We start from the raw sequence: 23,765 nt of genomic DNA, 5'->3' as shown, positions 1-23,765 counted from the left end.
TGACTCGAACTAACAGCAAGGCACGGCAACCGTCCGGACACACGGATGTAACGATCGGCGTCGCTTGCAGAAAATTGCCGCAAGGCCTTTCGGTCCTCTTTCAGTCTTGTTACGTTCTCGGCAACTCGGGACCGCGAGGGCGCGGCCGGGATCATCGAAGGAGTTCATATGCGGCGTGGCATAGCGGCCACCGCGCTGGTCGCGACCCTGGCGCTCGCGGCAACGGCTTGCGGTGGGGACGACAAGGACGCAGCCGGCGGGTCCAAGGCTGGCGGCGAGCTTTCCGGCACGGTCACGTGGTGGGACACCTCGAACGACGCCGAGAAGGCGAGCTTCCAGAAGCTCGCCGAGGCGTTCACCGCGAAGCACCCGAAGGTGACCGTCAAGTACGTCAACGTCCCGTACGGCGACGCGCAGAACAAGGTCAAGAACGCCTTCAGCAGCGGCTCCGAGGCACCTGACGTGATCCGCGCCGACGTCGGCTGGGTCGCGGACTTCGCCTCGCTGGGCTACCTCGACGAGGTCCCGGCCGAGACGGCGAAGAAGATCGACGCCGAGTTCCTCTCGCAGGCCGCGGCCAGCGGCAAGTACGAGGGCAAGACCTACGCCGTCCCGCAGGTCATCGACACCCTCGGCCTCTTCTACAACAAGAAGATGCTCGCCGACGCCGGCGTCCAGCCCCCCAAGACGCTGGAAGAGGTGAAGACCGCCGCCGCCGCCATCAAGAGCAAGACCGGCAAGGCCGGCCTCTACCTCCGCGGCGACGACTCGTACTGGTTCCTCCCCCTCATCTACGGTGAGGGCGGCGACCTGGTCGACGCCAAGAACAAGACGGTCACCGTCGACAACGAGGCGGGCGTCAAGGCCTTCAAGACCGCTCGTGACCTGGTCACCTCCGGCGCGGCGATCACCAACGCCACCGACGGCTGGACCAACATGCAGACGGCCTTCAAGTCCGGCGAGGCCGCCATGATGATCAACGGTCCGTGGGCCGTCGCCGACAGCTTCGCCGGTGACCAGTTCAAGGACAAGGCCAACCTCGGCATCGCCGCGGTCCCGGCCGGTTCCGTCAAGGCGGGCGCCCCGCAGGGCGGCCACGACCTCGCCGTCTACGCCGGTTCCAAGAACACCGCCGCGGCGCACGCCTTCGTCGAGTACATGACCTCGCAGGAGGTCCAGGTGCAGTCGGCCAAGGAGCTCAGCCTGCTCCCGACCCGTACCGCCGCCTACGACCAGCCGGACGTCAAGAGCAGCGAGATGGTCCAGTTCTTCAAGCCGGCCGTCGACAAGGCCGTCGAGCGCGCCTGGATCCCGGAGAACGGCTCCCTCTTCGAGCCGCTGAAGGTCGAATACACCAAGGCGATCACCGGGGCCTCGAGCCCGGAGGACGCGGCCAAGGCGGCCGGCGTCGAGTTCCGCAAGATCCTCAAGGGCTGGAAGTAACGAAACCATGGCTGCTCACACCAGCCAGTCGGTGGCGAAGGCCGCGGGCGACGACGTCGAGAACGACGTCGCCGCCCGCGGCCGGAGCCGCAGGACTGACAGCGACAGCGGTAACCGCGGCGGCAGCCGCGGTGCAAAAGGCGCGTCCGGTCTCCGGCGCGCCCTCGGCACGCACTGGTACGCCTGGGCCATGGTCGCCCCGGTGGTGCTCGTCCTCGGCGTGATCATCGGCTGGCCGCTGGTCCGGGGCATCTACCTGTCGCTGACCGACGCCAATGAGCGCAACGTCTCGCGGACCATCGGCGTCCGGCACATCGAGGCCACGTACGAGTTCATCGGACTCGACAACTACGTGGACGTGCTCAGCGACCCGGTGTTCCTGCAGCGGCTGGTGTGGACGGTGGTGTGGACCGTCGCGTGCGTGTCCATCACCTTCACGCTCGGCCTGGCCCTGGCCAACATGCTCAACCGGGAGTTCCGGGGCCGCGCCGCCTACCGGATGGCGCTCATCCTGCCCTGGGCCGTCCCCGGCTTCGTCTCCGTCTTCGCCTGGCGGTTCCTCTTCAACCGCGACAACGGCATCCTCAACAAGATCCTCGACGGTGGCGGCATCGCCGCGATCCCGTGGCTCGACGACCCGACCTGGGCCAAGTTCTCGGTCGTCGCCGTCAACGTCTGGCTCGGCGTCCCCTTCATGATGGTCGCCCTCCTCGGCGGCCTGCAGTCGATCCCCGGCGAGCTCTACGAAGCCGCCGAGATGGACGGTGCCAGCGCCTGGCAGCGCTTCCGGCACATCACCCTGCCCGGACTGCGCGCGGTGAGCATGACGGTGATCCTGCTCTCCACCATCTGGACCTTCAACATGTTCCCGGTGATCTTCCTGCTCACCCGGGGCGGACCGGGCGACTCCACGGAGATCCTGGTGACCCAGGCCTTCCGCGAGGCGTTCGTGTCGAGCCCGCGCGACTTCGCCGGCTCCGCGACGTGGGGCGTACTGATCCTCGCGCTGCTCATGATCTTCGCGCTGGTCTACCGGCGCTCGCTGCGCAAGCAGGGAGAGGTGTGGTGACCATGTCCACTGCGAACACCGCCCGTACGGCCACCGCCCCCGAGGCGACCGCCCCCAAGGCCGCCGCCCCCGGGGCGACCGCGGCCGCGCCGGCCGGGCGCCCCCGGGGCAGCCGTTCCCCGCTCGCCTCCGTCGCCCTGCACGCCACCCTCGTCGTGGCATCCGTGATCGCAGTCTTCCCGGTGCTGTGGATCCTGCTGACCTCGCTCAAGCCGGCCAAGCACGCGATCACCACCGACTTCGTCAAGGAACCGACCCTCGGCAACTACACGTACCTGCTGGAACAGAGTCACTTCCTCAGCTGGTTCGCCAACTCCGTCCTGGTCGCCGGCGTCACCACCGTCCTCGGTGTCTTCATCGCCGCCACCACCGGATACGCGGTCAGCCGGTTCAAGTTCCCCGGCATGCGGCCGCTCATGTGGACCCTGCTCATCACGCAGATGTTCCCCATGGCGATCCTCATCGTCCCGCTCTACAACCTCATGGGCGATCTCGGCCTGCTCAACCAGCCCCTCGGCCTGATCATCACCTACCTCACCATCGCCGTGCCGTTCTGCGCCTGGATGATGAAGGGCTTCTTCGACACCATCCCGGTGGAGATCGACGAATCCGGCCGTGTCGACGGGCTCAACCCCTTCGGCACCTTCTGGCGCCTCATCCTGCCGCTCGCCAAGCCCGGCCTCGCCGTCACCGGCTTCTACGCCTTCATCACCGCCTGGGGCGAGGTCGCGTACGCCTCCGCCTTCATGGTCGGCGAGGAGAACCTCACCCTGGCCGGCGGCCTGCAGACCTTCGTCACGCAGTACACCTCCAACTGGGGAGCCATGAGCGCCGCCTCGGTCCTCATCGCCATCCCCGCGGCGATCTTCTTCGTCTTCGCCCAGCGTCACCTCGTCGCCGGGATGACGGCAGGCGCCACCAAGGGCTGACCACCCGAGCCTGCCCCCTCTCACCCCCGGCCCGATCTCTCCAAGGACACCATGACCCAGCACCTCGCCGACGCGCTCCCCACCTCCACCGGCACGCAGCCCGGCTGGTGGAGAGAAGCGGTGATCTACCAGGTCTATCCGCGCAGCTTCGCCGACTCCAACGGGGACGGCATGGGGGACCTCGAAGGCATCCGCAGCCGACTGCCCTACCTCAAGGAGCTGGGCGTCGACGCCGTCTGGCTCAGCCCCTTCTACGCCTCCCCGCAGGCCGACGCCGGCTACGACGTCGCCGACTACCGGGCCATCGACCCGATGTTCGGCACCCTGCACGATGCCGACGCCGTGATCCGCGAAGCCCACGAACTGGGCCTGCGCATCATCGTCGACCTCGTCCCGAACCACTGCTCCGACCAGCACGAATGGTTCAAGCAGGCCCTGCGCGAAGGCCCCGGCACCCCGCTGCGCGAGCGCTTCCACTTCCGCCCCGGACAGGGCGAGAACGGTGAGCTCCCGCCCAACGACTGGGAGTCGATCTTCGGCGGTCCCGCGTGGACCCGCGTCGCGGACGGCGAGTGGTACCTGCACCTCTTCGCCCCCGAGCAGCCCGACTTCAACTGGGAACACCCCGCCGTCCAGGACGAGTTCCGCTCCATCCTGCGGTTCTGGCTCGACCTCGGCGCCGACGGCTTCCGCATCGACGTGGCCCACGGCCTGGTCAAGGCCCCGGGCCTGCCCGACCTCGGCCGCGACGAACAGCTCAAGCTGCTCGGCAACCAGGTCCTGCCCTTCTTCGACCAGGACGGCGTCCACGAGATCTACCGCTCCTGGCGCCTGGTCCTCGACGAGTACGCGGGCGACCGCATCGGCGTCGCCGAGGCCTGGACCCCCAGCGCCGACCGCACCGCCATGTACCTGCGCCCCGACGAGCTGCACCAGGCCTTCAACTTCCACTACCTGAACACCGGCTGGGACGCCGAGGCCCTGCGCGCCACCATCGACGAGTCGCTCGACTCGATGCGGCCCGTCGGCGCCCCCACCACCTGGGTGCTGTCCAACCACGACGTGGTCCGCCACCGCACCCGCTTCGGCACCCTGGAGAAGGCGCGCGCCGCCGCCCTGCTGATGCTGGCCCTGCCCGGGTCGGCGTACGTCTACCAGGGCGAGGAGCTCGGGCTGCCGGAGGTGGTGGACCTCCCGGACGAGGTGCGCCAGGACCCCTCCTTCTTCAAGGCGAACGGCCAGGACGGGCTCCGCGACGGCTGCCGCGTACCGATCCCGTGGAGCGGCGACCAGGCCCCGTACGGCTTCGGCACGGGCGGCAGCTGGCTCCCGCAGCCCGCGGAATGGGCCGGGCTCAGCGTCGAGGCGCAGACCGGAGACCCGGAGTCCACGCTCGAGCTGTACCGCTCCGCCCTGCAGGTGCGGCGCGCGCACCCGGCGCTGGGCGCGGGCGACGGCGTCGAGTGGCTTCCCGCCCCGGCCGGCGTGCTGGCCTTCCGGCGCGGGGACTTCGTCTGCACCGTGAACACCACGGACGAGCCGGTGCGGCTGCCCGCGCAGGGCACGGTCCTGCTCGCGAGCGGTGACCTCGCCGAGCCCGATGTCCTTCCGGCGGACTGCACGGTGTGGTGGCAGGGGTGACTTCCCCGCTGAGGCTGACGGACATCGCCGCGCAGGCCGAGGTCAGCGAGGCGACCGTCAGCCGCGTGCTGAACGGCAAACCGGGCGTCGCGGCCGGCACCCGTCACAAGGTGCTGGCCGCGCTCGACCTGCTGGGCTACGAGAGGCCCGTACGGCTCAAGCGGCGCAGCAACGGGCTGGTGGGGCTGCTCATCCCGGAGCTCACCAACCCGATCTTCCCGGCGTTCGCGCAGGTCATAGAGCAGGCGCTGGCCGGGCACGGGTACACGCCGGTGCTCTGCACGCAGACCCCCGGCGGGGCCACCGAGGACGAGCTGGTGGAGCAGCTGGAGGAACGCGGGGTCACCGGGATCGTCTTCCTGTCGGGCCTGCACGCCGACGCCCACGCGGACCCCGCGCGCTACCAGCGACTGGCGGCGCGCGGGGTGCCGTTCGTTCTGATCAACGGCTTCAACGAGCAGGTGAACGCCCCGTTCATCTCCCCGGACGACCGTGCGGCCGCCGACATGGCCGTACGGCACCTCCAGGACCTCGGGCACCACAGGATCGGCCTCGCGATCGGACCGACGCGGTACGTGCCGTCGGCCCGCAAGGAGCAGGGCTTCCTCACCGCCCTGCCGTCGGCGGAGGCGGACGGGCTGATCCAGCGCACCCTCTTCACGGTGGAGGGCGGACACGCGGCGGGCATGGCCCTGCTGGACCGCGGCTGCACGGGCATCGTGTGCGGCAGCGACCCGATGGCGCTCGGCGTCATCCGCGCGGCGCGCGAGCGGGGGCTGCGGGTGCCGCAGGACGTGTCGGTGGTCGGCTTCGACGACTCACCGCTGATCGCGTTCACGGACCCGCCGCTGACGACGGTCCGCCAGCCGGTGCGGGCGATGGCGACGGCGGCGGTGGGCGCCCTTCTGGAGGCGGTGTCGGGCACCCCGGTCCAGCGCACGGAGTACGTCTTCCAGCCGGAACTGGTGGTACGGGGCTCGACGGGACAGGTGCCGTAGTTTTCCGGGCGGGGCCGGACCGGGGTGCGCGAGCGGCCCCGCCCGGCCCCGCTCCGCCATTTCCGCTCCTCTCTCTGCCCGGGGGAGCTGCTGCTCAGGGTGAGGGCGGGGCCGCCCTCGCGGGCGGTCCAGGTCCCGGAGTGGTCCACGTCGTCCATTCCGGCCCCCGAGCACAGCGAGGCCACCAGCACGACGGCGCCCAGGGCCGTTGCGGCCGTCCCGAACCCGGCGGCGGACGCCGCCCCCGGTGCGATGCCGAGCCGACGCTGTGATGACCCGCCCACGTGGCCCCCTGGGCGGGCTGTCCGATCATCAGCGCGCGGTCGATGCGGCAGCGGCCGCGACCTCATCGGCCATGGCCTCCGCCGCCGTTACCCCCGCGGTGGCCGCCGTCCTGCTCGACCGGGAGCGGGGCGTCGGGGTCGACGATCGTGAACGGGCGCATCAGGTCGTCGTCCTCGTGCTCGAGGAGGTGGCAGTGGTGGACGTACGTCGCCGGGAGCTCGGTTCCGCTGTTCGGAATCCGCCTGATAGGCGGCCGCGTCGATCGGCTGCCGGTTCAGCACCTGGAAGTTGACGAGGTGGACGTGCATGGGGTGCGCGTCGTGGTGGGGATTGACGTACTCCCAGATCTCCTTCGCGCCCGCCTTGGCATCGAATGATTACCGCCCGTCCGAATTCCTGTAAACCGACCCGCCCGGTGGAGCGTGCGGTGCGGGCCGTTTCCGCCCCCCGGGGTGTCGGGCCGACGGCGGTCCGCCCTCCCTCCGGGCGGCCGCGAGGACGGGGCAGGAGGCCGAACTCGCCGTGCAGCACCCGGAGTCGGGGCCCCCGCCCGGCAGGACACGCCTCGGAAACAATTCTGCAATCTCTTGCGCAAACTCTTGCAGGGCTCCTACCTGGCCCCTACGGTCGCTCCAATCCCCACGTCTTCCGCCAGGAGGCCCCCCGCATGCCTGCCAGAGCCGCCAGAGCTGCAACATTTTTCGCCACCACCGCACTCGCCGCCGCCACGCTCACCGCCGTCGGGCCGCAGGCCGTCGCCACGCCCCCCGGTGAGAAGGACGTCACCGCCGTGCTGTTCGAGTGGCGCTTCGACTCCGTCGCCAGGGCCTGTACCGATTCGCTCGGGCCCGCAGGGTACGGGTACGTGCAGGTCTCGCCGCCGCAGGAGCACGTGCAGGGCGGCCAGTGGTGGACCTCGTACCAGCCCGTCAGCTACAAGATCGCCGGACGGCTGGGTGACCGGGCCGCCTTCAAGGCGATGGTTGACACCTGTCACGCCGCCGGTGTGAAGGTCGTCGTCGACTCCGTCGTCAACCACATGGCCGGCCCCGCGGACGCGGGCGCCACCCACACCGGGACCGGGGGATCTTCGTACACGAAGTACGGGTACCCGGGGATCTATTCGGGCGCCGACATGGACGACTGCCGCGCCTCGATCACGAACTACCAGGACCGGGGCAACGTCCAGAACTGCGAACTCGTGCAGCTCGCCGACCTGGACACCGGTGAGGACTACGTGCGCGGGCGCATCGCCGGCTACCTGAACGACCTGCTGTCGCTGGGCGTGGACGGCTTCCGGATCGACGCCGCCAAGCACATGCCCGCCGGCGACCTCGCCAACATCAAGTCCCGGCTGACCAACCCCGGCGTGTACTGGAAGCAGGAGGCGATATACGGGGCGGGCGAGGCCGTCTCGCCGAGCGAGTACCTGGGGAACGGGGACGTGCAGGAGTTCCGGTACGCCCGCGACCTCAAGCGCGTCTTCCAGAGCGAAAACCTCGCCCACCTGAAGAACTTCGGCGAGGCCTGGGGCTACATGCCCGGCGGACAGGCCGGGGTCTTCGTCGACAACCACGACACCGAGCGCGGTGGCGACACCCTCAGCTACAAGGACGGGTCCGCCTACACGCTGGCCAGCGTCTTCGCGCTGGCCTGGCCCTACGGCTCGCCCGACGTGCACTCCGGCTACGAGTGGAGCGACAAGGACGCAGGCCCGCCGAACGGCGGCACGGTGAACGCCTGTTACTCCGACGGCTGGAAGTGCCAGCACGCCTGGCGGGAGATCTCCTCCATGGTCGGCTTCCGCAACGCCGCCCGCGGGCAGTCCGTCACGAACTGGTGGGACAACGGCGGCGACCGGATCGCCTTCGGGCGCGGCACCAAGGCGTACGTGGCGATCAACCACGAGGGTTCCGCCCTGACCCGGACCTTCCAGACCTCGCTGCCGGGCGGCGACTACTGCGACGTGCAGAGCGGGCGGACCGTCACCGTGAACGCCGGCGGGCAGTTCACCGCCACCCTCGGCGCCGGGACGGCCCTCGCCCTGCACGCCGGTGCCCGCACCTGCCCGGGCACCCCGGCGGGGCCCGCCGGAGCCTCCTTCGGTGTGAGCGCGACCACCGTTCCCGGGCAGAACATCTACGTCACCGGTGACCGCGCCGAGCTCGGCGGCTGGAACACCGGGAGCGCCCTCAAGCTCGACCCGGCGGCCTACCCCGTCTGGAAGCTCGACGTGAGCCTTCCGGCCGGGACCGCGTTCTCGTACAAGTACGTCCGCAAGGACGCCGTCGGAAACGTCACCTGGGAGAGCGGCGCCAACCGCACCGCCACCGTCCCCGCGAGCGGCAGGGTCACGCTGACCGACACCTGGCGCAGCTGAGCCGCCGCTCCACCGACCAGGGCCGTCCGGCACCTTCATCCCCGCCGTGCCGGGCGGCCCTCATCCATGCGACACGTACACAAGGAGACCTGCCTTGATACGCCCTGCCGCAGGAGTGCTCGCCGCCGCCCTGGCCGTGACGCTCCTGCCCGCCCTCCCCGCCGCGGCCGCCCCGGCCGGGCCGCCCTCCCCGCCCTCGGACGCGAAACTGGCCGCCGAACCGGCCCGGCACGACCTGACCAGGGAGCAGTTCTACTTCGTACTCCCGGACCGGTTCGCGAACGGTGACCCGCGCAACGACCGGGGCGGCCTGACCGGCTCGCGCCTGGAGACCGGCCTGGACCCCACGGACAAGGGCTTCTACCAGGGCGGCGACCTCAAGGGGCTCACCGACCGGCTCGACTACATCAAGGGGCTCGGCACCACGGCCATCTGGCTGGCGCCGATCTTCAAGAACCAGCCGGTGCAGGGCAAGGGGGCCGATGTCTCCGCCGGCTACCACGGCTACTGGATCACCGACTTCACCCAGGTCGACCCGCACTTCGGCACCAACGCGGACCTGGAGCGGCTGATCGACAAGGCGCACGGGAAGGGGATGAAGGTCTTCTTCGACGTCATCACCAACCACACCGCCGATGTCGTGGACTACCGGGAGGCCTCCTACTCCTACCTGTCGAAGGGGGCGTTCCCCTATCTGACGAAGGACGGCGTGCCGTTCGACGACGCCGACTACGCGGGCGGGAAGGGGAAGTTCCCGAAGGTGGACGGCGAGTCCTTCCCGAGGACTCCCTTCGTGCCGGACGCGAAGAAGAACCTCAAGGTGCCGGGCTGGCTGAACGACCCGACGATGTACCACAACCGCGGGGACTCCACCTTCGCCGGTGAGTCCTCCGACCAGGGCGACTTCTTCGGTCTCGACGACCTGTGGACCGAGCGTCCCGAGGTGGTCGACGGGATGGAGAAGATCTACGAGAAGTGGGTCCGCGACTTCGACATCGACGGCTTCCGGATCGACACGGTCAAGCACGTCGACACCGGGTTCTGGACGCAGTGGGCGACGGCCCTCGACACCTACGCCGCCAAGCGCGGCCGCGACGACTTCTTCATGTTCGGCGAGGTCTACTCCGCGGACACCGCCGTCACCTCCCCGTACGTGACGCGCGGGAAGCTCGACGCCACCCTCGACTTCCCGCTCCAGGACGCGATCCGGGCGTACGCCTCCCAGGGCGCGCCCGCCGGCCGGCTGGCCTCCGTACTCGGTGACGACTACCGGTACACCTCCGGCAAGGCCAACGCCTACGAGCAGGTGACCTTCCTCGGCAACCACGACATGGGCCGCTTCGCCGCCTTCCTGAAGCAGGACCGGCCGGGTGCCACGGAGCAGGAGCTGCTGGACCGCTACCGGCTGGCCAACGAGCTGATGTTCTTCTCCCGGGGCAACCCGGTGATCTACTCCGGTGACGAGCAGGGCTTCACGGGCGCGGGCGGTGACAAGGACGCCCGGCAGCCGCTGTTCGCCACGCAGGTCGCCGACTACCTCGATGACGACCAGCTCGGAACGGTGCGCACGCATGGGAGCGATGCCTACGATCCGGGACACCCGCTCTACAAGCAGATCAGTGCTCTCGCGAAGCTGACGAAGGCGCACCCCGCCCTGCGCGACGGCGTTCAGAGTGAACGTTTCTCCGACGGTTCCGTCTACGCCTTCGCCCGCACCGACACCAAGACCCGCACCGAATACCTCGTCGCCGCCAACAACGGCGCCGAGTCCCGCACCATCGAGATCGACGCCCCGGCCGGCGCCCAGTACCGCACCCTCCACGGCGGCACCGCGCTCATCCGCGCCTCCGCCGCCGGCAAGCTCACCGTCCCCGTGCCGGCCCTCGGCTCCGTGGTCCTCCAGGCGGTGACGCCCGCCGCCAAGCCGGCCGTCAAGCCCGGCCTCACCCTCAAGGCCCCCGCCCCCGGCGCCACCGGCACCGTCGAGCTCTCCGCCGACGTCACCGGTGGCGGCCAGAACCGGGTCGTCTTCGCCGCCCAGACCGGCACCGACAAGTGGCAGGTCCTCGGCTCCGCCGACCACGCCCCCTACAAGGTCACCCAGCACGTCACCGCCCCGGCCGGCACCGCCCTGCGCTACAAGGCCGTCGTCATCGACGCCGCAGGCCGCACCGCGAGCGCCCTCGCCGAGTCCGCCGCCGGCCAGGCCCCGCCCACCGAGGTACCCACCGCCACCCAGCGGGACTACGCGGTCGTTCACTACAACCGCCCCGACGGCGACTACACGAACTGGCGGCTCTACGCCTGGGGCGACATCGCCGACGGCGAAGCCACCCCCTGGCCCGCCGGCCACGACTTCACCGGCCGCGACGCCTACGGCGCCTTCGCGTACGTCAAGCTCAAGCCCGGTGCCTCCTCCGTCGGCTACCTCGTCATCGACAAGGACGGCAACAAGGACGTCGCCGCCGACCGCACCGTCGACGTGACGAAGACCGGCGAGATCTGGCTGGAGCAGGGCAAGGAGCCCGCCCGCACCGACCGGCCCTCCTACCCGCCGCAGGACCAGAACAAGGCCGTCCTGCACTACCAGCGCCCCGACGGCGCCTACGACGGCTGGGGCCTGCACGTCTGGACCGGCGCCGCGAACCCCACCGACTGGTCCAAGCCCGTCCTCCCCACCCGCACCGACTCCTACGGCGCGGTCTACGAGGTCCCGCTCGCGGCCGGCGCCACCGGCCTCAGCTACATCCTCCACAAGGGCGACGAGAAGGACCTCCCCTCCGACCAGTCCCTCGACCTCAAGGCCACCGGCCACGAGGTCTGGATGCTCGGCGGCCAGGAGAAGTACCTCCTCCCGCAGCCCGCCGGCTCCGCCGCCGCCCTGGACCTCACCAAGTCCCAGGCCGTCTGGATCGACCGCGACACCCTCGCCTGGAACGCACCCGCGACAGCCGCCTCCGTACAGCTCCTCGCCTCGCGCGAAGGCGCCGTCAAGGCGGAGAACGGCACCCTGACCGGCCGCGCCCAGTGGCTGCGCCTGGGCGCCCGGACCGAGCTCACCGCCGCCCAGAAGCAGAAGTTCCCGCACCTCGCCGCCTACGGCGCGTACACGGTCGACCCGCGCGACCGCGACCGCGTCCGCGAGGCCCTGCGCGGCCAGCTCGTCGCGAGCGCCCGCGCCGCGGGCGGGGCCGTCCTGGCCGCCACCGGCGTACAGCTCGCCGGCGTCCTCGACGACCTGTACGCGACCACCGCCTCCCTCGGCCCCGTCTTCAAGGACGGCCGCCCCACCCTCTCCGTCTGGGCCCCCACCGCCCAGCAGGTCTCCCTCGAACTCGACGGCCGCACCGTCGCCATGCGCCGCGACGACGCCACCGGCGTCTGGTCGGTGCGCGGCGAACGCTCCTGGACCGGCAAGCCGTACCGCTTCGACGTCACCGTCTGGGCCCCGACCACCCGCCAGGTGGTCCGGAACCTCGTCACCGACCCCTACTCCACCGCCCTGACCGCCGATTCCGTCCACAGCCTGGTCGTCGACCTGGCCGACCCGAAGCTCGCCCCGCCCGGCTGGAAGACCCTGCGCAAGCCCGCGGCCGTCCCCTTCACCTCCGCGCAGATCCAGGAGCTGCACATCCGCGACTTCTCCGTCGCGGACCGCACCAGCACCCACCCCGGCCAGTACCTGGCCTTCACCGACACCGCCTCGGCGGGCACGCGGCACCTGCGGGACCTGGCCGCCGCCGGAACCTCGTACGTCCACCTCCTCCCGGCCTTCGACATCGGCACCATCCCCGAGAAGGCCGCCGACCGCACCGAGCCCGCGTGCGACCTGAAGGTGTACGCCCCGGACTCGCAGGAACAGCAGGCGTGCGTGGCCGCCGCGGCCGCGAAGGACGCCTACAACTGGGGCTACGACCCGCTGCACTACACCGTCCCCGAGGGCAGCTACGCCAGTGACCCGAACGGCACGGCCCGCACCGTCGAGTTCCGCAGGATGGTCCAGTCCCTCAACGGGTCCGGGCTGCGCACGGTGATGGACGTCGTCTACAACCACACCGTCGCCGCCGGCCAGTCGGACAAGTCCGTCCTGGACCGCATCGTCCCCGGCTACTACCAGCGCCTGCTGGCCGACGGCAGCGTCGCCACCTCCACCTGCTGCGCCAACACCGCCCCAGAGAACGCCATGATGGGGCGCCTGGTCGTGGACTCGATCGTCACCTGGGCGAAGGAGTACAAGGTCGACGGCTTCCGCTTCGACCTGATGGGCCACCACCCGAAGGCCAACATCCTGGCCGTCCGCCAGGCCCTCGACGCCCTGACCCCGGCCAAGGACGGGGTCGACGGGAAGAAGATCGTCCTCTACGGGGAGGGCTGGAACTTCGGCGAGATCGCCGACGACGCCCGCTTCGTACAGGCCACGCAGAAGAACATGGCCGGCACCGGCATCGCCACCTTCTCCGACCGGGCCCGCGACGCCGTCCGCGGCGGTGGCCCCTTCGACGAGGACCCGCGCGTACAGGGCTTCGCGTCGGGCCTGTTCACCAGCCCGAACACCTCGCCCGCGAACGGCACCGCCGAGCAGCAGAAGGCCCGCCTCCTGCACTCCCAGGACCTGATCAAGGTCGGGCTCTCCGGCAACCTCGCCTCGTACGCCTTCACCGACACCACCGGCCGCCGCATCAAGGGCTCCGAGCTGGACTACAACGGCGCCCCGGCCGGCTACGCGGCCGCACCCGGCGACGCCCTCGCCTACGCCGACGCCCACGACAACGAGAGCCTCGCCGACGCCCTGACCTACAAGCTCGCGACCGGCACCACCCCTCGCGACCAGGCCCGCATGCAGGTCCTGGCGATGGCGACGGCCGCCCTCTCGCAGGGCCCGGCCCTCTCCCAGGCGGGCACCGACCTGCTCCGCTCCAAGTCCCTGGACCGCAACTCCTACGACAGCGGCGACTGGTTCAACGCCATCCACTGGGACTGCCGGGACGGCAACGGCTTCGGCCGCGGCCTGCCCCCGGCCGCCGACAACGCCTCGAAGTGGCTCCACGCGAAGCCGCTCCTGACGGGACCCGCGCCCACCTGCACCGAGATCAACGCCACCTCGGCCGCCTACCGCGACCTGCTGAGGATCCGCACCACCGAACCGGACTTCGCCCTCACCACGACCGAGGCGGTCCAGTCCCGGCTGGCCTTCCCCCTCTCGGGCAAGGACGAGACCCCCGGCGTGATCACCATGACCCTGGGCGACCTGGTGGTCGTCTTCAACGCGGCCCCCACCGCCTCGGCCCAGCGCGTTCCCGCCCTCGCCGGCACCGCCTACCGGCTGCACCCGGTCCAGGCGGCGGGCTCCGACGCCACCGTCAAGCAGTCCGCGTACGACGCGAAGACAGGAGAGTTCACCGTCCCCGCCCGCACCGTCTCGGTCTTCACACGGCGCTGAGCCGGTCCAGCCGCTTCTCCAGCAGGATCACCCCGTAGGTCCTGCCGTCCTTCCCCTGCTTGTCGGGGAGCTCCCCGACCACCCGGTAGCCCGCACCCCGGTAGTACGCGAGCAGCCGGGGGTTGGTGGAGACGCAGTCCAGCCGTGCCCGTTCCCGACCGGTCCGGGCGGTACGCCGCTCCGCATGTTCGAGCAGGCGCCGCCCGGCACCGGCGGGGGCCACCTCGCGGGCCACCATCAGCCGGTGCACGTAGCCGGCCACGGGCGGCTGGACCCCCCAGGCCTCCTCGTCGGACCACCACAACTCGTAGGCCCCGCAGACGCGCCCGTCGGCGTCGCCGGCGAGCCACACCTCGCCCTCGCGCATCTTCGACCGGAAGTGCGCGGCGTCCTTGTCGCCGGGCTTCCACTGATCGATCCCGTGCTTGCGCATCCACCGGGCGGCCTGGTCGTACAGCTGCACCAGCGTGCCGGCGTCCTTCTCCTGGGCCGGCCGGAACAGGATCTCGTCGTCAATGATCACGCGGGCATTATCGATGATCATGGGCGGCCGCCACACCCCCGGATCACCCCCGGATCGCCCGCAGATCATCCCCTGATCACCTGTGATCGCCGCGGATCAGCGCGGCTGCGGCACCTCGGCCGGCGCCTCGCCCGGCACCAGACCGGCCAGCCGCCCCACCAGCTCCCCGAAGGGCCCGTCGGCGGGCTCGTCGGCCAGGATCCGTACGAGGACCCCCGCCATCTCCGCGTTGTACGCGGCGCTCACGGCGGCCAGCGCCGCGAAGTCGTGCACCAGCTGCAACTCCAGCTCGGCCCGCGGGATCCGGCGCCCGTCCAGCCAGATCAGCGCCGTGGACTCGGCGAGCGACACCCAGGACCGCACCACGAGTTCCAGGCGGGCCGGCGTGTGCTCGGCCCCGATGCCCAGATGCGTGAGGATCTGCTCGTACGCCGCCTGCCGGACCTCGTCGATCATCGCGTTCGTCCGGCTGCTGCCGACGGCCGGACCGCCGCGCATCAGCGCCGAGAAGCCCGGCCCGTGGTCGTCGACGAAGTCGAAGAACCGCCCCATCACACGCAGCAGCCGGGCCCCGAGCGGCCCCTCCCGCGGCTCCACGAACCGCAGCGCCAGCTCGTCGGCCGCCCGCCGCAGCGCGGCCTCGTACAGGCTCAGCTTGCCCGGGAAGTAGTGGTAGACGAGCGGCCGGGATATCCCCGCGGCCGCCGCGATCTCGTCGATCGACACATCGTCGGGCGAGCGGTGGCTGAACAGCTCCAGGGCAACCCCGATCAGCTGCTGCCGCCGCTCCTCGACACCCATCCTGCGTCGCACTCCGGTTGTCATGCGGACACCCTACTGGGGCGCGTTCACAGGTCCAGGACGAGGCGGTCCTCCTTCGCGCGCGAGACGCACAGCAGCATCGAGTCCTCGCGCTCCTGGTCCGTGAGCAGTTCGTCCCGGTGGTCCACTCCGCCCGCCAGCACCCGGTGTTGGCAGGTACCGCAGAATCCCTGCTCGCAGGAGTACGGGGTGTCCGGCAGCTCCCGGCGCACCGCGGCCAGCGCGCTCTCGTCCGCCGCCACCTCGACGACCCGTCCCGAGCGGCGCAGTTCGACCGTGAACGCCCTCCCCGGACCGGGCTCCGCCGCCGGGGAGAAGCGCTCCAGGTGCACCGCCGCCGGATCCGGGGCCGCCTCCGTCACGGCCCGCATCAGCGGCTCCGGACCGCAGCAGTAGACCGGCGTGCCCGGCCCCGCCCCGGCGACCGCGGCCAGGTCGGGCAGGCCCGACTCGTCCTCGGCGAGGACCGACACCCGCTCCCCGTAGGACGCGAGGTCGGCCAGGAAGGGCATCGAGGCGCGCGAGCGGCCCCCGTAGAGGAGGGTCCAGTCGGCACCGGCCGCCGTCGCGGCCCGCAGCATCGGCAGGATCGGGGTGATCCCGATGCCGCCCGCGACGAAGACGTACGAGGCCGCCGGAACCAGCTCGAAGCGGTTGCGCGGCGGGCGCAGCTCCAGCTCGGCGCCCTCGACCAGCTGCGCGTGCGCCTCGCGGGAGCCGCCCCGGCCGTCCTCGATCAGCCGGATCGCGATCGTGTACCGGCCGCCGTCCGCCGGGTCCCCGCACAGCGAGTACTGGCGGACCAGGCCGGAGGGCAGGGTGACGTCCACGTGCGCGCCCGGGGACCACGCCGGGAGGTCCGGTGATTCCAGGGTCAGCTGCAGCACGCCGCGGGCCGGCTCCGTACGGGAGACGATCAGGGCGCGCAGCGCACGGCGCGGAGAGTGGCCCGAGACCGGGGTCTCCAGGGCCGGCAGGGGCCAGAGCGGGGACCGTTCGATGCGGCGCCGCAGGGCGCGCCTGGTCACCCAGGCCGCTCCCGCGACGGCCGTGACGGCGAGCGCGCGCCTCATGCCCGCACCCCGCCGTTCGCGCCGGGGGAGGCGGCGAGGTAGGCCACCGCCTGGGCCGTCGAGCCCTCCTGCGAGGGGTGGTAGGTACGGGAGAGGTACTTCGGGATGGACTTCAGCATCGCTCCCGTCGACGGGAGCACGCCCTGCTGCCCGGCCAGGAAGAACTGCCCGAGGGAGGCCTTGCCGTCGGCCAGGTGCGGGTCGTTCTCCATGAAGAAGCGGACCCCGCGCTGCCACAGGAAGACCAGGGCCGAGAAGGCGGTCGCCCAGGTCCGCGCCCGGCGGCGGTAGTTGCCGTCCACGTGCATGAAGAGGTCGAAGGCCACCGAGCGGTGCTCGACCTCCTCCGCGCCGTGCCAGCGCAGCAGGTCCAGCATGGTCGGGTCGGCGCCGCGCCGGTCGAGCGCGTCGGCGTTGAGCACCCAGTCGCCCAGGAAGGCGGTGTAGTGCTCGATCGCCGCGATCATCGCGACCCGTTCCATCAGCCACCAGTGGCGGGCCCGGCCCGGCGGCAGGGTCCGGTCGCCGAGCAGCTTCTCGAACAGCCAGTCCACCTGGGCGGTGTAGGGGGTCGGGTCGAGCCCGAGCCGCTTGAGGTGGGGGAGCACGTCGTCGTGCGCGGTGGCGTGCATCGCCTCCTGGCCGATGAAGCCGACGACGTCCGCCCGCAGCCGCTCGTCCTTGATGTGGGGGAGCACCTGCTTGTAGACGTGCACGAACCAGCGCTCTCCGGCAGGGAGGAGCAGGTGCAGCACATTGATCATGTGCCCGGCGAAGGGGTCGCCGGGGAGCCAGTGGAGCGGGGTGTCCTCCCAGCCGAAGGACACGTTCCGGGGCCTCAGGTCCACGTGTTCCGACGCCACGGGGGCGGGCGCGAGCGGCGTATTAGACATGGCGTCAATGTACTGATGGGTAAGTGGGAGGAGAAGCCCCTTGCGCGGACTTCTCCTCCCGGCCGGTGTCGGCCGTGGGCCCGTCGTGGGCCGGCCGTTGGCCCTTACCGGCCGGTGTGGCCGGTCGAGAGCGCCCACTCGCGGTTGAGCGTGCCCAGGGGGATGCGGCGCTCGAAGAGGGGCGTGCCGAACAGGGACAGCTGGAGCTGGAGGTTCCCGCTCAGGTCGAAGCCGCCGTAGAGCGCCCAGGCACCCTCGACGGAGGTCTTGCCGTCACTGGACGCGGCCGCCTTGAGGTCGGCCTCGCCGCGCAGGTACGGGGCGAAGTCAGCGGTCACGCCGACGGCCCCGTAGAGGCCGACGGAGGCCTCGGCGCCGAGCGCGCCCTTGACCCGCCCGGCGGCGGTGACGCTCGCCCGCACGGGCGTGCTCTGCACGTTGGAGGTGCTCACCGGGGTCCAGCCCTTGCCCGCGGCGTAGCTGCCGCCGACCTTGAAGTCGCCCTTGACGTCCTGCTGGACCTCGAGGGTCACGCTGCCGTCGGCCTCCACCTGGATGTAGCAGGTCAGGTCGAGGTTGACGACGACCGGCACCGGGCCGACCTGGATGACCGGGGAGCTGTGCAGCTTGGCGAAGGGGATCCGCTTGGGCGCTCCCGTACTGGCGGCGGCGCGGCCCTGGAGCTTCCACTGCGAGGACCAGTCGCCGCTCATGCCGAGGAAGGCGCCGCGCGGCCCGGGGGTCCCGCCCGGGCCGCCGTCGTACGCGAACTCGACCTGCGGGGCGAGCTGGACGAACCCGGACACCGAGGCGCCGGCCGAGGCGGGGGCACCCGGGGCGGTGTCGACGGCGGCGTTCACGTCGAGCCGCAGGTTGCCGAGCGGCAGCTTCGCGCCCTCGGGGCCGAACGTCAGGCCCTGACCCTTGGCCCAGGAGAAGGTGACGCCCTTCATCAGGGGCTCGACGGTGACCGCCGCCGGATCGACGGGGACCTTGCCGTCGGCCTTGTCGTCGCCCAGGACGGAAGCCAGCGTGGTGGGGGCGGTCTTGACCTCGGTGCCCTTGTCGGTCTTGCCGACGACCTCGGTGACCTTGGCGAGCAGACCGGCGGGGGCGCCGGGCGCCGGTGCGCTGGCGATGACGTCGCCCACGGCGACGGGCTTGTCCGCCTCGGGCGACTTTCCGGGCGACTTGTCGGGGGACTTGCCCGGGGAGGGCGAACGGCCGGGCTCCTGCGCGGCCTTGGCGATGACGGCCCGGCCGCTGGCCTTGTCGTAGGAGGCGACCTTCAGAGTGGACTTCTCGGTCCGGCCCTTGCCGTCGGCGCGTGCCACGGCCGCCGGGGTGGGCGACCCCTCGGGCGCCGCGGCCACGTCGAGCTGCTGCGACGTGCCGTCGGCCGCGGGCGTGCGGGTGGCGGGGGAGGTGGACCCGGCGGCGCCGGTGTGGGGGGAGGAGGAGCAGCCGGTGGCGGTGAGCGCGAGGGCGGTCAGGCCGGGTATGAGGAGGCGTCGGGCGAGCGTGCGCACGTGGGGTGACCTTCAGGTGGGGGAGGGGTGTTGGCGGTTACCGCTTGGTAACCGGAACCCGATCATGCCATGTGTCCCCTGCGACCGTCATGTCCGGATCCCGCCAACTGCCCTGCGTTGCCCCACTGTTGAAGCTTCACCCACCCCTGGGCCGTCTCTTCCGGATCTTGTTCCCCCAGCTACCGCTGAAAGGTGCCCCCGGCCCCCGCTGCCCGGCACCGCGCCTGCCTGCGTTGTCGGGGCTCCCGAGTGGCGGTTGAAGCACCGTTCGACGACGTTGTGGCGCTCGTGGACGCTGCGGTCGATGCCGCAGGCACCACCTCGGCGGCCGGCACCACCGTCCATCCCGACGCGGCCGACGGGGGTGTGCGACGCTGGTCGGTTGCCCGTGCCGGAGGCGCGCAGGAAGTCGGCGACGGCCGTCCGTCCCGTACCCGCACACGCACAGGGACACACCCGGACGGGCGGCCGTCGAGCCTCCGGGCGGTGTCGCCTGTGTGTCGGGGTCGTACGCGGCACACAGTGAACGAGCGGCACGGGCCGCATCGAAGCGACACGTGAGAGAGGTGGTCGTATGTCCTCAGGCCTCGACGCGGCGGACGTGCTGGTCGTCGGTGCCGGAGTCGCCGGGTTGGCGTGCGCCCGGGACCTGCTGGCGGCCGGCATGCGCGTACGGGTGATGGAGGCCGGCGACGCGGTCGGCGGACGCATGCGCTCGGACCGGGTCGACGGCTTCCTCGTGGACCGCGGGTTCCAGGTGTTCAACACCGCCTACCCCCAGGTCCGGCGCAGGTTCGACCTGAAGAAGCTCCGCCTTCGGCCCTTCACGCCAGGCTTCCTCGTCCACACTCCGACCGGCAGGCTCAGCTTCAACGATCCCACCCGTCGCCCGCGCACGCTGCCCGATCTGCTCTCGGGGCGCCTCGCCGGCCGTCGCGACCTGGCCGCCCTCGGCCTGCTGTCTGCTCGTGACATGCTGCTGCCCCCTGCTCGGCTCAAACGGCGGCCGGACACCACCGCCCGCACCGCGTTCGCCGACGCCGGGATCTCCGAAGCGTTCGTCGAGCGGTTTTTCCGCCCCTTCGTGGCGGGGGTCTTCCTGGAGGACGAACTGGAGACTTCAGCCCGGGTGTTCCACATGGTCTGGCGGAGCATGCTGCGCGGAACCATCTGCCTGCCGGCCGAGGGCATCGGGGCGGTCCCGCAGGCCCTCGCCACCGGCCTGCCAGAGGGGGCCGTGCAGCTCGAGGCCCCGGTGGCCGAGCTCACGGCCGACGGTGTGCTCACCACCGAGGGACGGGAGATCCCGGCGCTCGCCGTCGTGGTCGCCACCGGACCGGGAGCCGTCCCGGCACTGCTTCCCGAGGTGACCCTGCCCGCCTACCGAATGGTGACGACGTACTACCACGTCGCTCCGCGGTCCCCCATCGGCGAGCCGACCCTGCTCGTGGATGCCCGCCGCCGCTTCCTCAACACCTGTGTCCTGAGCGACGTCGCGCCCGGCTACGCCCCACCCGGCCACGCCCTCATCGCCACGTCGGTCACCGGCCGGGACCGGCAGGGCCGTGAGCACGAGCTCCGAACGGCCCTCGCGGAGGCGTACGGCACGGGCACGGACGGCTGGGACCTCGTCACCGTCCGCACCATCGAGGACGCGCTGCCCGTCATGGCTCCGCCGCAGCCGCTGACCCGTACCACGCGCGTGGCGCCGGGCCGCTACGTGTGCGGCGACCACCGGGCCACCGGTTCGACCCAGGGTGCGCTGGCCTCCGGTGCGCGGGCCGCCCGCGAGGTACTGCACGACCTGCGGCGCAATGGCGTGGCGTGAACGGCTACGTCCAGGCATCGCTCCTGATGTGGGCGTGACACTTTGACGACAACTCCTAGCGCAGCACGCCCGCCTTCGTCCCGTCCGTCAGCCTGCCCGACAGGTCGACCTGCGCGCCCGCCGGTGCCTTCACCGCCAGCCGGTTGCCGTTCGCCGAACCGTTCACCCCGCCGCCCGACACCGACAACGACGCGAACTGCGCGCTGCCCGCCGCCAGTACGTACCACTGGCCCGCACGCGACTTCCACAGCACGCCCGCCAGCACCCGCGGCTCCCGCGGCCCGCACGCGGCCGAGCCCTCCGACCTGGCAGCCTGCGCCGCCATCGGGGCGCCCGGGGCCAGGAACTGCGCCTGCACCCGGTCCGCCGCGCCCTGCCAGGTCTCGGCGCGCGTGCACAGCCAGGCCGCCGTCCCGTCGCCCTCCGGCAGCGGCTGCTTCGCGTACGTCCAGGCGTTGACCGTACGCACCCCGTGCGAGCGGACCGCCGGCAGCAGGCAGGCGATCCTCGACCAGTCCCCGAGCTCGGCGGCCTCCGTCACATTGCGCTCCGCGCCCGGCGCGCCCGACGTCAGCCGGGCCGGGGTCAGTTCACCGAGGTCGGTGATCAGCCGGGTGGCGCCGTCACCGGTCAGGGCCAGGGCGTTCCAGCTCGTGCAGCTGCCCGCCGGGGCCGGGCTCGCCACCGGCGGCGTCACCCCGTCCGGAGCGGGCTTCAGCACCACCGCCGCAGCGGCCGGCTTGATCAGGTCCCGCACGGCCACGCCGGTGACCCACGGCGCGGTGAGGTAGCGGACGTTGCCGTCGACCCGGCTGAGCACCAGCGCGGTCGCGGTGTCCGCGGAGGCGCCGTCGGTCCGGGCGAAGTCGAGGGCGGCGCCCGCCGTCCCGGTCCGCGGCTCGGCGTAGCGGACCACGCGCAGGCCGTCGTACATCAGGACCACGACGGCCTGGTCCACGGCGCCCGCGAACAGCAGCTGCGCCGGCCCCATCGGCGGTCCGGAGGGCGTGCCAGGAGTGGCCGAGGTGACCACCGAGGGGCCGGGCCGGGCCCAGACGGCCAGCGCCCGGCGCAGCAGCTCCGTGTCGGCGGCGCGGTCGCCGCGGGCGGGCCACGTCGAGAAGTCCGTACGGGACGAGGCGCGCCAGAGGGCGGGCGCGGCCCGGACCAGCTTCCCGGGATCCAGGGCCTGCTCGGCCGCCGCGTTGCGCGAGTACAGCGGGGCGGCGGCCCCGTCCGACCCCCAGCCCCCGCCCGGCAGCGCGAGCAGTGCCCCGCACACGGCGAGGGCGGCCCCGGCTGCCAGGGCGGCCCGCCCGAGACGGCGCCGCCGCAGCAGGTCGGTGGGCCGGGCCTGGAGCACGCACGGGTCGAACTCGGGGGAGGCGAACAGGGCGTCGTTCGCCGGATCGCCGGACTCGGCGACCGCGGCGGCCGGGTCCGGGACCCCGGCCTCGTCGAGCACCCGGAGCACGTCCGACTCGGGCAGCCGTTCCAGGGCCCGCAGTACGCAGGCCGCCCGGCCGGGCCCGTCGAGGGTGGCCAGCCACTGGTCGAGGGCGAGCTCCTCGGCCCCGCCCGCGCGGGGGAACAGCCGCAGCCCCCACACCTGGGGGAGCAGCGGCGGGAGCTGCGCCCGCCGGGGCAGCGCCCGGAACGTCAGCGGAATACCCGCCTCCAGGGCGGCGCGCAGGACCCGCAGCCGGATGTACGCGTACCCGGAGTCGTCGGGGCCGCCCCGCTGCCCCGGAACCCCGCCCTGCACGGTGGCCGCGGCGGCCGCCGAGTCCCGCCGCCCGCGCGGCAGCGCCCGCTGGACCAGCGAGTGCGCGGTGAGCACCCGCCGGTTGCGGCCGAGCGAGGGGGGCAGCACGAGATAGGCGAGCCGCACCAGCCGGGGGTAGTGCTCGACGATGGCGGCCTCGGCCTGCTCGACGTCCGGAGGCACGGGAGACACGGGAGGCATGGAGCGGGTGGCGGTATCCGGCGCAGTCACGTTCAGCAGAACGAGCGAATCGTCGGATGGTCACCGGTCAGCGGTGCCCTGGCGTCCCGTGCCCCGGCCTCCGGTATCCCGGTGTCAGGAAGGCTTCGGGGTCAGAGCACCAGACGGGCGCGCAGCGCCTCGACCGTCTCGTCGCCGATGCCGAGTCCCTCGCGCACGTACTTCTCCATCGAGCCGTAGCGCGTCTCGACCTCGTCCAGCGCCGCCCGCAGGTAGGAGGGGAAGACCCCGATCAGCGCGAGCGCGATGTCCGGGTCGCCGCCGGCCACCGTGAAGCCCTCGATCATCGGGGCGAAGGCCTGCTTGACCGCCGGGTTGACGGACAGGTACTCCGCCATCAGCGTCTCGTCGTCCGCGCCCAGCAGCGCCAGGATGACCGTCGCGCCCCAGCCCGTACGGTCCTTGCCGGCCGTGCAGTGGAACAGCAGCGGGCCCGATCCGGCGTCGGCGGCCTCCGTCAGCAGCATCCGGTACGCGGCCTGCGCGGAGCCGGAGTTCACGAAGGACCGGTAGGTGTCGGCGAACAGCGCCTGCGCCCGCCCGCCGCCCAGGTGTTCCTCGGCCACGGCCGGGTCGGACAGCAGGTCCTTGAGCTGCACCGCGGCCGGCACCCTGGCGGAGTTCAGCTTGTCGGCGAGCACGTCGCCGACCAGGACCCGGGCCCCGGCGGGTATCCGGTCGGGGTGGTCGGCGCGCTCGGCGTCGGTGCGGAAGTCGATGACGGTGCGCAGGCCGAGCGCGGCCACCACCGGGTCGGCGTCGAGGTCGAGCCGGTCCAGCTGGCCGGAGCGCAGGATCAGGCCGGGGCGGACGGTGCGGCCGCCGGGGAGCGGGGTGCCGCCGAGGTCGCGGAGATTGGCGACGGTGGTGGACGGGGTGGCGGTCATCGTGGCGGCTCCAGCGAGGT

General features: G+C 72.0%; 16 protein-coding genes. 8 read left to right on the top strand and 8 right to left on the bottom strand.

What is annotated here, in order from left to right; genetic code table 11:
• Positions 1 to 168 precede the first annotated feature (168 nt).
• The 5 genes from OG753_RS14350 to OG753_RS14330 are packed head-to-tail and all read left to right on the top strand — an operon-like array spanning position 169 to position 6,080.
• Positions 169 to 1,443 (top strand): extracellular solute-binding protein, encoded by a 1,275-nt coding sequence (locus tag OG753_RS14350; RefSeq protein ID WP_327262184.1) that lies wholly within the window; start codon positions 169 to 171, stop codon positions 1,441 to 1,443.
• A gap of 7 nt (positions 1,444 to 1,450) precedes the next feature.
• Positions 1,451 to 2,512: a sugar ABC transporter permease gene (locus OG753_RS14345; protein ID WP_327262183.1), complete on the top strand. Its 1,062-nt coding sequence runs from the start codon at positions 1,451 to 1,453 to the stop codon at positions 2,510 to 2,512.
• A 2-nt stretch (positions 2,513 to 2,514) separates the two neighbouring features.
• The gene (locus OG753_RS14340; protein ID WP_327262182.1) at positions 2,515 to 3,441 is read left to right on the top strand and encodes a carbohydrate ABC transporter permease; all 927 of its coding nucleotides are present in this window, start codon (positions 2,515 to 2,517) and stop codon (positions 3,439 to 3,441) included.
• A gap of 51 nt (positions 3,442 to 3,492) precedes the next feature.
• On the top strand, positions 3,493 to 5,082 hold the full coding sequence (locus tag OG753_RS14335) for a glycoside hydrolase family 13 protein (RefSeq protein WP_327262181.1): 1,590 nt from the start codon (positions 3,493 to 3,495) through the stop codon (positions 5,080 to 5,082).
• The gene (locus tag OG753_RS14330; RefSeq protein ID WP_327262180.1) at positions 5,070 to 6,080 is read left to right on the top strand and encodes a LacI family DNA-binding transcriptional regulator; all 1,011 of its coding nucleotides are present in this window, start codon (positions 5,070 to 5,072) and stop codon (positions 6,078 to 6,080) included. Before OG753_RS14335 ends, OG753_RS14330 begins: the two co-directional genes overlap by 13 nt.
• 371 nt (positions 6,081 to 6,451) lie before the next feature.
• Here OG753_RS14330 and OG753_RS14325 read toward each other — a convergent pair whose 3' ends face one another.
• Complete coding sequence (locus OG753_RS14325) at positions 6,452 to 6,712, bottom strand: multicopper oxidase domain-containing protein (protein ID WP_405792666.1); 261 nt, start codon at positions 6,710 to 6,712, stop codon at positions 6,452 to 6,454.
• Positions 6,713 to 7,032: 320 nt separating this feature from the next.
• Between OG753_RS14325 and OG753_RS14320 the strand changes: the two genes are divergently transcribed.
• Both OG753_RS14320 and pulA read left to right on the top strand, forming a co-directional pair.
• Complete coding sequence (locus OG753_RS14320; protein WP_405788659.1) at positions 7,033 to 8,745, top strand: carbohydrate-binding module family 20 domain-containing protein; 1,713 nt, start codon at positions 7,033 to 7,035, stop codon at positions 8,743 to 8,745.
• 94 nt (positions 8,746 to 8,839) lie between these two features.
• Positions 8,840 to 14,185, top strand: a complete 5,346-nt coding sequence (pulA, locus tag OG753_RS14315; RefSeq protein WP_405788657.1) for a pullulanase-type alpha-1,6-glucosidase — start codon at positions 8,840 to 8,842, stop codon at positions 14,183 to 14,185.
• On the opposite strand, the gene OG753_RS14310 is transcribed toward pulA, so the two are convergent.
• From OG753_RS14310 to OG753_RS14290, 5 genes are all read right to left on the bottom strand, one after another.
• On the bottom strand, positions 14,172 to 14,708 hold the full coding sequence (locus OG753_RS14310; protein ID WP_327262176.1) for a GNAT family N-acetyltransferase: 537 nt from the start codon (positions 14,706 to 14,708) through the stop codon (positions 14,172 to 14,174). The genes pulA and OG753_RS14310 overlap by 14 nt on opposite strands.
• Positions 14,709 to 14,804: 96 nt before the next feature.
• Positions 14,805 to 15,533 carry a TetR/AcrR family transcriptional regulator gene (locus tag OG753_RS14305; RefSeq protein WP_405788655.1) on the bottom strand — a complete coding sequence of 243 codons (729 nt, stop codon included), beginning with the start codon at positions 15,531 to 15,533 and terminating at the stop codon, positions 14,805 to 14,807.
• A 23-nt stretch (positions 15,534 to 15,556) separates the two neighbouring features.
• On the bottom strand, positions 15,557 to 16,603 hold the full coding sequence (locus OG753_RS14300; protein WP_405788653.1) for a PDR/VanB family oxidoreductase: 1,047 nt from the start codon (positions 16,601 to 16,603) through the stop codon (positions 15,557 to 15,559).
• Complete coding sequence (locus tag OG753_RS14295) at positions 16,600 to 17,496, bottom strand: metal-dependent hydrolase (RefSeq protein WP_327262173.1); 897 nt, start codon at positions 17,494 to 17,496, stop codon at positions 16,600 to 16,602. Before OG753_RS14295 ends, OG753_RS14300 begins: the two co-directional genes overlap by 4 nt.
• A gap of 104 nt (positions 17,497 to 17,600) precedes the next feature.
• Positions 17,601 to 19,025, bottom strand: a complete 1,425-nt coding sequence (locus tag OG753_RS14290) for a hypothetical protein (RefSeq protein WP_405788651.1) — start codon at positions 19,023 to 19,025, stop codon at positions 17,601 to 17,603.
• Positions 19,026 to 19,599: 574 nt separating this feature from the next.
• On the opposite strand from OG753_RS14290, the gene OG753_RS14285 reads away from it, so the two are divergent.
• Complete coding sequence (locus tag OG753_RS14285) at positions 19,600 to 20,853, top strand: NAD(P)/FAD-dependent oxidoreductase (protein ID WP_405788650.1); 1,254 nt, start codon at positions 19,600 to 19,602, stop codon at positions 20,851 to 20,853.
• A gap of 55 nt (positions 20,854 to 20,908) precedes the next feature.
• On the opposite strand, the gene OG753_RS14280 is transcribed toward OG753_RS14285, so the two are convergent.
• Positions 20,909 to 22,819: a hypothetical protein gene (locus OG753_RS14280; protein ID WP_405788649.1), complete on the bottom strand. Its 1,911-nt coding sequence runs from the start codon at positions 22,817 to 22,819 to the stop codon at positions 20,909 to 20,911.
• Between the two features lie 131 nt (positions 22,820 to 22,950).
• Positions 22,951 to 23,745 carry a tyrosine-protein phosphatase gene (locus OG753_RS14275; protein ID WP_405788648.1) on the bottom strand — a complete coding sequence of 265 codons (795 nt, stop codon included), beginning with the start codon at positions 23,743 to 23,745 and terminating at the stop codon, positions 22,951 to 22,953.
• Between the last annotated feature and the right edge of the window lie 20 nt (positions 23,746 to 23,765).

This window comes from Streptomyces sp. NBC_00029 (assembly GCF_045160505.1).
Classification (GTDB): domain Bacteria; phylum Actinomycetota; class Actinomycetes; order Streptomycetales; family Streptomycetaceae; genus Streptomyces.
Note: the sequence above shows the minus strand (reverse complement) of the source record. Positions and strands in the feature narration are given on the sequence as shown.